General features: G+C 62.2%; 10 protein-coding genes. 2 read left to right on the plus strand and 8 right to left on the minus strand.

Features of this window, described 5'->3' with window-relative positions:
* Window position 1 precedes the first annotated feature (1 nt).
* From NUV79_RS23470 to NUV79_RS23500, 7 genes are all read right to left on the minus strand, one after another.
* Window positions 2-1,297, minus strand: coding sequence for a multidrug ABC transporter ATPase (locus NUV79_RS23470; protein ID WP_257735491.1), 1,296 nt, complete (start codon window positions 1,295-1,297; stop codon window positions 2-4).
* Between the two features lie 79 nt (window positions 1,298-1,376).
* Entirely contained in the window at window positions 1,377-1,736 is a 360-nt protein-coding gene (locus tag NUV79_RS23475) for a hypothetical protein (RefSeq protein ID WP_257735492.1), read from the minus strand.
* A 470-nt stretch (window positions 1,737-2,206) separates the two neighbouring features.
* Complete coding sequence (locus NUV79_RS23480; RefSeq protein WP_257735493.1) at window positions 2,207-2,485, minus strand: copper-binding protein; 279 nt, start codon at window positions 2,483-2,485, stop codon at window positions 2,207-2,209.
* A 25-nt stretch (window positions 2,486-2,510) separates the two neighbouring features.
* Window positions 2,511-2,993, minus strand: coding sequence for a cupredoxin domain-containing protein (locus NUV79_RS23485; RefSeq protein ID WP_257735494.1), 483 nt, complete (start codon window positions 2,991-2,993; stop codon window positions 2,511-2,513).
* Between the two features lie 36 nt (window positions 2,994-3,029).
* On the minus strand, window positions 3,030-4,466 hold the full coding sequence (locus NUV79_RS23490) for a multicopper oxidase family protein (protein WP_257735495.1): 1,437 nt from the start codon (window positions 4,464-4,466) through the stop codon (window positions 3,030-3,032).
* A gap of 14 nt (window positions 4,467-4,480) precedes the next feature.
* Window positions 4,481-5,941, minus strand: coding sequence for a TolC family protein (locus NUV79_RS23495; RefSeq protein ID WP_257735496.1), 1,461 nt, complete (start codon window positions 5,939-5,941; stop codon window positions 4,481-4,483).
* 53 nt (window positions 5,942-5,994) lie between these two features.
* Complete coding sequence (locus tag NUV79_RS23500; protein WP_257735497.1) at window positions 5,995-6,213, minus strand: hypothetical protein; 219 nt, start codon at window positions 6,211-6,213, stop codon at window positions 5,995-5,997.
* A 177-nt stretch (window positions 6,214-6,390) separates the two neighbouring features.
* Between NUV79_RS23500 and NUV79_RS23505 the strand changes: the two genes are divergently transcribed.
* Both NUV79_RS23505 and NUV79_RS23510 read left to right on the plus strand, forming a co-directional pair.
* The gene (locus NUV79_RS23505; protein ID WP_257735498.1) at window positions 6,391-7,155 is read left to right on the plus strand and encodes a response regulator; all 765 of its coding nucleotides are present in this window, start codon (window positions 6,391-6,393) and stop codon (window positions 7,153-7,155) included.
* Window positions 7,152-8,588, plus strand: a complete 1,437-nt coding sequence (locus NUV79_RS23510) for an ATP-binding protein (RefSeq protein WP_257735499.1) — start codon at window positions 7,152-7,154, stop codon at window positions 8,586-8,588. The genes NUV79_RS23505 and NUV79_RS23510 overlap by 4 nt, the downstream gene beginning before the upstream one ends.
* Before the next feature lie 187 nt (window positions 8,589-8,775).
* On the opposite strand, the gene NUV79_RS23515 is transcribed toward NUV79_RS23510, so the two are convergent.
* Window positions 8,776-9,405 carry a metallophosphoesterase gene (locus NUV79_RS23515; protein WP_257735500.1) on the minus strand — a complete coding sequence of 210 codons (630 nt, stop codon included), beginning with the start codon at window positions 9,403-9,405 and terminating at the stop codon, window positions 8,776-8,778.
* Window positions 9,406-9,441 lie beyond the last annotated feature (36 nt).

Genomic DNA, 9,441 nt, shown 5'->3' on the forward strand with positions numbered 1-9,441 from the left:
CTCAGCTCGCCATCTGCTCGCGACGGCGGGAGATCGGAGAAGCGTCGATGTTTGCTGAAACTGCGCGAACCTGACCCATGGCTCGGGTGACCTCGCTGAAACGTGCTTTCGCGTCCGACCAGTTCTGCATGAAATCAAACAGCTCCCGCAGCGCCGGCGAAATCTCCCGATAAGCGGCAAGAGCGGCGACAAGCGCTCCGAGCGACAACTGTCCTCTCACGACGAGGTAGCCCCCGATCGTGAAGAAAAAGAAGGGCGTGAGGTTCGACGTGTAGTTGTACAGACCCTTGATCCTGCCCTTGAGATCGTTGATCTCGATGCGGATCGTTTCCAGGCTAGCGGTTGTTCGCATCTGATGGCGCAGGACAGACATGTCTGCCCGCGTGATGACTGCATGCGAACCATGGGCGCCAGAAGCCGAGCCTTCCGCTACCATGAGACCACCAAGCTTCCGGGTTGAACGGACCCTGTCGCGCACCCTTGCATTGAGCCGCTTCTGTAAGCCCGGCAACAACGTGAGCTGCAGGGGCAACATCAGCAGTGCCGCCAAAGCCAATGCCGGGTTCTGCATCAACAGGAACAGAATGCTCGTCAACAGAGCGCCCCCCTGGATGACGGGAACAACGGCAAGGCTCCCGCCGAAGTACCCGATAGGTTCGACTTCCTGGACCACCACTGCGGAAAGATGCGCCCGCTGTTCGGCGCTCGTGCCCGCTCGCGCGCGGCGCAGGACGCCGAGCCGGAGCCTGCGGACCAAGCGTTCACTCACACGACCGCGGATGCGCATCGCCGCGTATTTGATCAACCCGTTCAAAGTCAGCGTGCCGAGATATCCTGCGCACAGCGCAAACAGGAGGGTCATGCGATCCAGCGGTAAGCCAAACAGCGTCATGTCGACGTGGCCGCCATCACTCGCGTCGGCGAGAGCATGATTGATGATGTGCTTCGGAATCTCCAACAGAAGCCAGGCGGTTGGAAGCGTCATGATCGAAATGACTACGAGCTTCGCCTGCGGTCTTGCTGTCGCTCGGATGACGTATGCCTCAAGCGACCGCGCTCGTTCACTAGCTGTCGGGTGCTCTGGAGCGCGCGAGGTCGCGGCGACACACCGGGCGCGCCGGCGGCGCCTCGCATTGTAGCGCCGGTACCCAAGCCGCAGGCCAATCCAAAGTGTCCATGCCGGCGCAACGACAAACAGCAGCGTCGCCGCAACATTGATCAGCCAGTGGCCGTGCGGATAATCGAGCCCCATGATCCGGTGGCCGAGATCATGGATGAATTGGAACGCCGCGGTCACGTCTGTTGAACTCAATTTTCGGTAGCGACAGCGCCTATGTCGGCGGCCTTTGTTTCGACTTTGCGGAAGAATTGCGGGCTTAGCTCGGCGGCGCACGAAGCATGCGGTAGAGATTATTCACGCCATCGCTAAAATCGACGTCCGGATTGCGTGTGCAGAAATTCCGCAGGAACTCGGCCTGCTTAAGCAACGGGTAGAGGTCCGGCGCGAGGTCAAGATCCTCGTCCTTCCCCGGAGGTGCGCGCAACAGCAAACCGCTCATGTAGCCCTGCGCCCACGCGAAGAAATTCTTTTCAACCTCCGGCTTGCCGTCGGTTTCCCGCAAAAAATACTGGCAACTTGAGGCGCCGATTCCGACAATCTTGACCGACTGCGCTTCCGCCTGCCCGTTGGACAGCGTCCCGACAGCCACAGCACAAAGTGCCAAAAGTGCGTGCATGCGCCGTGATCTCCGGTAGTTCCCGATCATGTGATCGCCTTTCGCCGAAGTGATGAGCTTTCCGCTCGGAACTCATTCCGGATCATCCCGACTGCGCGACGGCTCATCCGTGGAACACCGTCCATTCATGCAGACGATCTTGATCCGCCTGCCGAAGCAGTTCGCCTCATAGACCTCACTTTTGCCAATGGGGTTGAGACGTATGACCTTGGCAGCGGGGCAGGACGTTTCGATCAGAGCGCGCTGCAGATCACCGTCGTCCGCTCGCGCCTGAAGCGCGACAAGCGCAATAGGGATCACCAGCAAGACCAATCGCATGGCTCGCCTTTCAGCTTGTATCATTCTTTGCAGGGTCGAATGCGAGGCTTCGAACAGCTCGCGCGTCGCCAGATTTAGGCCACGGAATAGCTAGCTTGGCCGCGAGCGGCGCGATGTGCGGCAAGGCGCCTTTGCCCTGCCGCACGTTGAGATCACTTCGACTTCTGAAGCTTCGTCACCGTGATCTGACCATTGACGCGGTCGGCATCGAACTTGATCTTGTCGCCGGCCTTGAGCCCTTTCAGCATGGTGGGATCGCCGGCCCGGAACACCATGGTCATGGCGTCCATATCGAGATTCTTGATCGCGCCGTGGTTGATGGTGAGCTTGCCCTGGGCCTCATCGACCTTGGTAACGGTGCCGCTGACCGACTGCGCGGCAGCGGGCAGCGCGACGATCAGGAATGCCAGGGTGGCAGCAGTCTTCAGCATGGGATACTCCTTTCGCTGAGGTTGCTTACTTGACGATGATCTTGCCGGTCATGCCAGCTTCGCGGTGGCCGGGGATCAGGCAGGAAAAGTCGAACTCGCCAGGCTTGGTGAAGGCCCAGACGATCTCGCCGGTCTTCTTCGGCGCGAGGCGCTTGGCGTTCGGATCGTCGTGCTCCATGTCGGGGTTCTTCTGCATCTCAACGGCGTGCTTGAGGTTCTCCTCCAGCGTCGCCATGACGAGTTCGTGGTCGAGCTCACCATTGTTGCGGAGCTGGAAGCGGACCTGCTCGCCGCGGCGCACCTCGATCCGGTCCGGGATGAAGGACATCTTGCCGTCCTTCTCAGTCATCACGACCTGGACGGGGCGGGCCGGCTTCTTGGGATCGCCGGGCTTGCCATAGGCCGTCTCGTCGCCATGGCCATGACCGGCGCCGCCCGGACCCGCGAACGCGGCGCTGGCGGACATCAAAAATGCGATTGCGGCCAGTTTGAATGTGGCTGTCTTCATGTAGCTCTCCAGGAGGAAGTTTAGGTTGTCGCCATTCTAGTGATTGGAATGCGGGTTCTTGGTGGCGGGGCGTGGCTTGCCGTCCGGCCCGATATTCGGCTTGCGCGGGTCCTTGACGCGCCATTCCGTCGCCTGCACGCCGCTGTCGGGCGAGCTCGCCCGCGGTGCCTCGCCGAGCTTCGTGCCCTTGAGCTCGTACGCGACGGTTCCCTCCGGATGCTTGAACCAGCCCGGGTCCTTGTAGTCGCCCTTCGCCAGCCCCTCGCGAACCTTCACCACCGAGAACATGCCGCCCATCTCGACGGCGCCGAACTGGGCGAAACCCGTCATCATCGGCAGGGTGTTGTCGGGGAGCGGCATCTCCATCGAGCCCATCTCGCCCATGCCGTTCGAGCCCATCGGCATGTAGCCGGGCGCGATCTTGGCAATACGCTTGGCGAGGTCCTTCTTGTTCACGCCGATGTAGTTCTTCACCGAATGCCCCATGGCATTCATGGTGTGATGCGACTTGTGGCAGTGGATCGCCCAGTCGCCCGGCTCGTCGGCGACGAAATCGAAGGCGCGCATCTGGCCGACGGCGACATCGATCGAGACCTCGTCCCAGGCCGCGGCCGGATCGACCCAGCCGCCATCGGTGCACGAGACCTTGAACTCGTAGCCATGCATGTGGATCGGGTGATTGGTCATGGTCAGATTGCCAAAGCGGATCCGGACCTTGTCGTTCTTGCCCACGACGAACGGGTCGATGCCCGGGAACACGCGGCTGTTCCAGCACCACATGTTGAATTCGGTCATCTCGGCGACGCGCGGCACATAGGAGCCGGGCTCGATGTCGAAGGCGTTGAGCAGGAAGACGAAGTCACGGTCGACGCGGCGGAAGGCCGGGTCCTTCGGATGGACGACGAAGAAGCCCATCATGCCCATCGCCATCTGGACCATCTCGTCCGAATGTGGATGGTACATATAGGTGCCCGAGCGCCGGAGCTGGAACTCGTAGACGAAGGTCTTGCCCGGCGGGATATGCGGCTGCGTCAGCCCGCCGACGCCGTCCATGCCGTTGGGCAGGCGCTGGCCGTGCCAATGGATCGTAGTGTTCTCCGGCAACTTGTTGGTGACGTAGATGCGAACCTTGTCGCCCTCGACCGCCTCGATGGTTGGGCCCGGCGACTGGCCATTATAGCCCCAGAGATAGCCCTTCATGCCGGGCGCGAACTCGCGCACCACCGGCTCAGCGACGAGATGGAACTCCTTCCAGTCGCCGTTCATGCGCCAGGGCAGCGACCAGCCGTTGAGCGTCGCGACCGGCTGGTAATCCGGCCCGGTGGTCGGCACGAGCGGCGCCTGCGTCGTCGCCTCCTTCATGGTCGGCGCCTCGGGCACGGCTGCGAAGGCGTTCCGCCCGGAGACCGCGGCCGCGCCGGCCAGCACCAGCCCGGACGAACCGATGAAGCCTCTGCGAGATAGGGATGTCATGTCGGGAAGCTCCTTCAGTGCCCGCCGCCGGCATCGCCGCCGCCCGCGGCGGCAACGGTCGCCGAGCCGCCGCCCCCGCTGCCGCCGCCGATCAGCGCGTGCTTAAAATCAGTATGGGCGATCCAGAAATCGCGGCGGGCGTTGATCGCCGCGACATTGGACAGGATGCGGTTGCGCGCATCGGTGATGAGGTCCGTCACGTCGTTCAGCATGCCGCTGTATTGAAGCAGCGATTGGTCCTGGATGATCTTGCGCAGCGGCAGGACGTTGTTCTGGTACTGGCGCGTGATGTCGTAATTGGCACGATAAGCAGTGTAGGCCTCGCGCGCCTCCGAGCGGATATTGACCGCTTTCTCCGCCAGCTTGTTGGCGGCCAGCATGTAGGTCTGCTCGGCGAGCGCGACCTTGGACTGGCCAAAATCATAGATCGGAATGTCGATCTCAAGCTCCAACGTCTTGCTGCGGCTGGCCTCGCGCTCGACATGGCCATCCGCTGTGATGACACGTCCACGATCATAGGTGCGACGGCCGAGCAGGTCGACGTCGTTGACGAAGCGCGTCGCCTGGGTGAGGCCCAGCGACTTCGCCAGTGTGTCGAGTTCGTTGCGCGCGATCCGCAGGTCGACGCGCTTGCGCAGCGCCTCGGCCTCGATCGCCTTGACCGATTGCAGCCGTGGCAGCGGCGGCAAACTGCCGACCCGGAATTTGAGATCGTCGCCCCAGACGCCGAGCTGGCGGACGAGCCGCTCGCGCTCCTGGCGCTGCAGCTGGCGCGCCTGGGCGAGTTGCACGGTCAGCTCGGCCTCGAAGGCGTATTCGCGCGCCTGGTCGATCTTGTTGACGCCGCCGCTCTCGCCGAGCCGCTTGAACAGCTCCGAAGCCGCGTCGGCGGAAGCCTTGGCTTCCTGGTAGAAGGTGACCTGGGCATTGGCCGCGGCTGCGCGGTAGTACTGGCGACGCGTATCAGCCGCGAGCTTGAGTACCGCCTCAGCTGTGCGCATTTGCGCCGTCTGGAAGCGGTCGCGGGCAATTTCGGCCCTGGCCGGCAAGGTCGCAAGCGCCAGCAGACTGCCGACGATCTGTCGTTCGATCTCGACTTCGAAGCGTCCGGACAGCTTGGAAATGCCGAGGCGCGGATTGGGCGGCAGACTCGCCGCGACCATCTGGGCCTCGGCCATGCCGAGTTCGTTGAAAGCCGCCTGCAGCCCGCGATTATTGAGCAGCGCGACCTGCACGGCGGCATCCGCCGTCAGCGGCTTGCGCAGGAGCTGGTCGACCCGCGCTTTCGCCGTGAGCGCGGCCTGATCGTCGCCGATCTTGGTCACGTCCTTGCCAATATCGGCATAGGTTGCCGTCTGGATCGTGCCCATCCCGCCGTCGGCGGAGAAGCTCGCGCATCCTCCCAGCAGAGCTGCTCCAGCGAGCAACCCGAAACGGAAGATGCGACGGGCGTTCGATATCGCTGGAACCGTCAAGGCTGTCCTTCTCCTGGTAAAATCGAGCGCTGAAATGGATGCGGCGGGCAACGTCATGGCTTCGGGCCGACGTCACGGTTGAGCTCGTGCCAGTCCTTCGGATCAGCCGGACGGTATGTGGCGGCGCCTGCCGTCACGCTCCGGTATTGAGCCGCGGGAACACGGACATTCGGATCGGCCGGCCTGGCAAGATAGTCGGGAACGGGTGTCAGCGAACAGGCGCCTAACGCCAGCCCTATACCTGCCATGAACGGCACCTTCACGAACGTCACGATTCGGCTCCCCGTGTTTCGACGGCATAGGGGTAGCAGCGCTCTGCCGCTGGCGTCCGTTACAAATTGTATCAAAGCAACGCGGGCGGCACCGCGATAAGCGCGCTATTGTGCTGTCGCCGCAAGGAAAGAAGTGGCACCAAACAGACAGGCTTGTTCTGGGACGCCGAGCCAAAGATGGATCAAGATCCAATCAAGATCATTGCCGAAGATCACGGCCATATCCTCGTCGTGGATGATGATCCGCAGATCAGGCTCCTGGTCTCGCGTTTCCTCCAGCGCCATGGCTATCAGGTCACTGGCGCACCGGACGGGCGCGTCATGATGGATATCCTCGCCCGTACCACAATCGATCTGATCGTGCTCGACTTGATGCTGCCCGGGCGCTCCGGCGTTGAGTTGTGCCGGGACGTGCGGGCCAACTCGCAGGTTCCGATCGTGATGCTGACCGCCCGCAGCGAGGAGAGCGACCGGATCATCGTCCTTGAGGGCGGTGCTGACGATTACGTGACCAAGCCGTTCAGCCCGCGCGAACTGCTGGCGCGCATTCGGTCCGTCCTGCGCCGGTCACGCACAGCACGCCACCAAACCGAAACCCGACGCTCCGAGATCGTTATGTTCGATGGTTGGTCGATGGATCTGCGTCGCAGAGAGCTGCAATCCCCTGCGGGAACACTGATCGATCTCTCAACCGGCGAGTTCGACCTTCTTGTTGCCTTCGTCGAGCACGCCAACCGCGTCATGTCGCGAGAGGCATTGATGCAGTTCGCCAAGGCTCGGAGCAGTGGCGACCCCTTCGACCGCGCCATCGACGTTCAGATCAGCCGGCTACGGCGCAAGCTCGAAGCGGTAACGAACGGGGGCCAACTGATAAAAACCGTTCGTGGTTCCGGTTACATGTTCGCGTCCGATGTCCGCGTGCAAGAGGGACAACCCACTTGAAGAAGCTGGTCGAACGTCTTTGGCCTGATACGGTCGCCAGCCGCGCTATTATGGTCCTGGTGGCGGCGCTCCTGGCCTTCCACCTGCTCGGCTTCTGGGCCTATCGCGTCGGCATCGAGAGTCTTGCGATCGCGGCACGCGACCGCGGGCTCGCAGAGCATATCGTCTCGATCAAGCGCGCAATCGCCAGCGCCCCCGCCGGACAAGAGCGAGACCGTGCCGCGCATGACCTGTCGAGCGCCAGCCTTGAGGTTCACTGGAGCAAAGTCAGCCTGGTGCTCGGCAACGCGCCAGCGACGGAACGAGCCCAGATCATGGAAGCGCGCCTCAAGGAGATGGCGCCCGAACTTGCCACAGAGTCATTCCGGGTCGGCTTCGCGGATGACGGTGCCTTGGGAAGTGGAAATGCCGATGCCTACCGGCACATGATGCTAGTCTCGGTGCGGCTCCATGACGGCTCCTGGGTCAATTTCTCCTCGTCGGCTCTCGGAGCGAGCCAGCATATCGACTGGAGCGTAGTCGCGGTCACGATCTGCTTCGGCGTCGGCATCGTCGTCGTCGCCTTGCTGCTGCTGCGCTGGGCGACCCGGCCGCTGCGGGACCTTGCCGTCGCGGCCGAGCGCTTCAGCCTTGACCAGACACCTCAGTTGCTTCCCGAGCACGGCCCGATCGAGGTGCGCCGGGCGGCGCGAGCCTTCAACACCATGCGCGAGCGCATCCAGCGTCTCGTCACGGAGCGCATGCAGGCGATGGCCGCGGTCTCGCATGATCTACGCACACCCATCACACGACTGCGGCTCCGTTCGGAACTCCTCGACGACGTAGCGACCCGCGATTTGATCGACGCCGATCTCGGGGAGATGGAGGCGATGATCGACTCGACGCTGGAATATCTGCGTGGCGGCGTCTCCAGCGAAGTGATCCGGCCGATCGACCTCGCCTCGGTCATTGAGACCATCGTCGATGAGCATATTGATCAGGGACATCGGGTCTCGTTGACGGGGCTCGCCTCCGCTCCGGTGTTGGGACGCGTCCTGTCCCTCAAACGCGCCTTCTCCAACATTATCAGCAATGCGATCAAATATGGCGAGACGGCCAGTGTCACGATTTCGGAGATCGATTACCACCTCATTATCACCGTCGAAGACGAAGGCCCGGGCATTCCACAAGCAGATATGGAGCGGGTGTTTCAGCCTTTCGTCCGGCTCGAGGAATCCCGTGGACGGGAGACTGGCGGCACGGGCTTGGGGCTCACCATCGCAGCATCAGTGATCCAGACTCATGGCGGGCACATCAGTTTGGCGAACCGCGCGAACGGCGGCTTATGCGTAACGATCACTTTGTCGAAAGCGGATCAAATCAAAGCCCGCCCGCCAAATACCACTTCCGGATCGTCGACCGATGGCGCCGATCCTGAAAGGCAGATCGCATAAGCAGCTGCACAGAGTTCTGCGCCGCATTTCGAATGCTGAGATCGAGGCTCATTCCGTTGGGCAAATGCGAATTGACATCGCTGAAAACGCCATCGAAGGCGCGGGTGCAAAACAGGGTTTCCGGACCGAGCCCGGTATCCGGCAAAGGCTGTCACAGAAATGCAGGTCGAATCCGCCCATTGATTGATCAGACCTCAACGACGCAAAGAGGATCGAACCATCGATTCTCTCGATCGCCGTGCAGATTGGGGTAACCGGCCTGGTTGGCTAAAACGCGCGTGCGTCCCACCCTGTAGTCGTGCGATCCGTGATCATGGCCATGGATCCAGAGGTCTGGCTGGTAGTCCTCGATCAGGGCACTCAGATCCGAGACGAAGGCCGGCGACAGCGCGCTGCCCTGGTGTCTTGGCTGAACCGATTGTGGGTGTGGCGCGTGGTGCGTGACCACAACGGTCGGCCCCTCGTGCGCCTTCGCAAGCTCGCTGCGAATGAAAGCGAGATCGAGCCGGTGTTCGGCCGCGGCATGCCAGGGCATGAAGCGGCTATAGTGACCGCTGTCCTCGCGATAGCGAATGAGTCTGTGATCGTTCAGCTCCTGCCCGGCAAATACCATCGACGGCTTAGGCGTCCCGAGGAGGCGATAGTCGGTCCATAATACGCAGCCGACAAAGCGGACACCATTGATGACGACAGTGCGGCGGGCGAGCAACTCTATCCCCGCTGCCCTGGCTGCTTCTCTGCCAGCGGCGAGGCTCGACTTCATCTCGCAGCCGTAGAATTCGTGATTCCCAGGTACATAATGTGAGATCGCCTGCAATGTTGGCCCCGTTGGGGGCGGTTATCGCTTTGAAGG

This window comes from Allobosea sp. 47.2.35, from assembly GCF_024655635.1.
Classification (GTDB): Bacteria; Pseudomonadota; Alphaproteobacteria; order Rhizobiales; family Beijerinckiaceae; genus Allobosea.

Coding starts and splice junctions, on each gene's coding strand:
- NUV79_RS23475 (WP_257735492.1), bottom strand. CDS start 1,736: ATGCACGCACTTTTGGCACTTTGTGCTGTGGCTGTCGGGACGCTGTCC.
- NUV79_RS23480 (WP_257735493.1), bottom strand. CDS start 2,485: ATGCTGAAGACTGCTGCCACCCTGGCATTCCTGATCGTCGCGCTGCCC.
- NUV79_RS23485 (WP_257735494.1), bottom strand. CDS start 2,993: ATGAAGACAGCCACATTCAAACTGGCCGCAATCGCATTTTTGATGTCC.
- NUV79_RS23490 (WP_257735495.1), bottom strand. CDS start 4,466: ATGACATCCCTATCTCGCAGAGGCTTCATCGGTTCGTCCGGGCTGGTG.
- NUV79_RS23505 (WP_257735498.1), top strand. CDS start 6,391: ATGGATCAAGATCCAATCAAGATCATTGCCGAAGATCACGGCCATATC.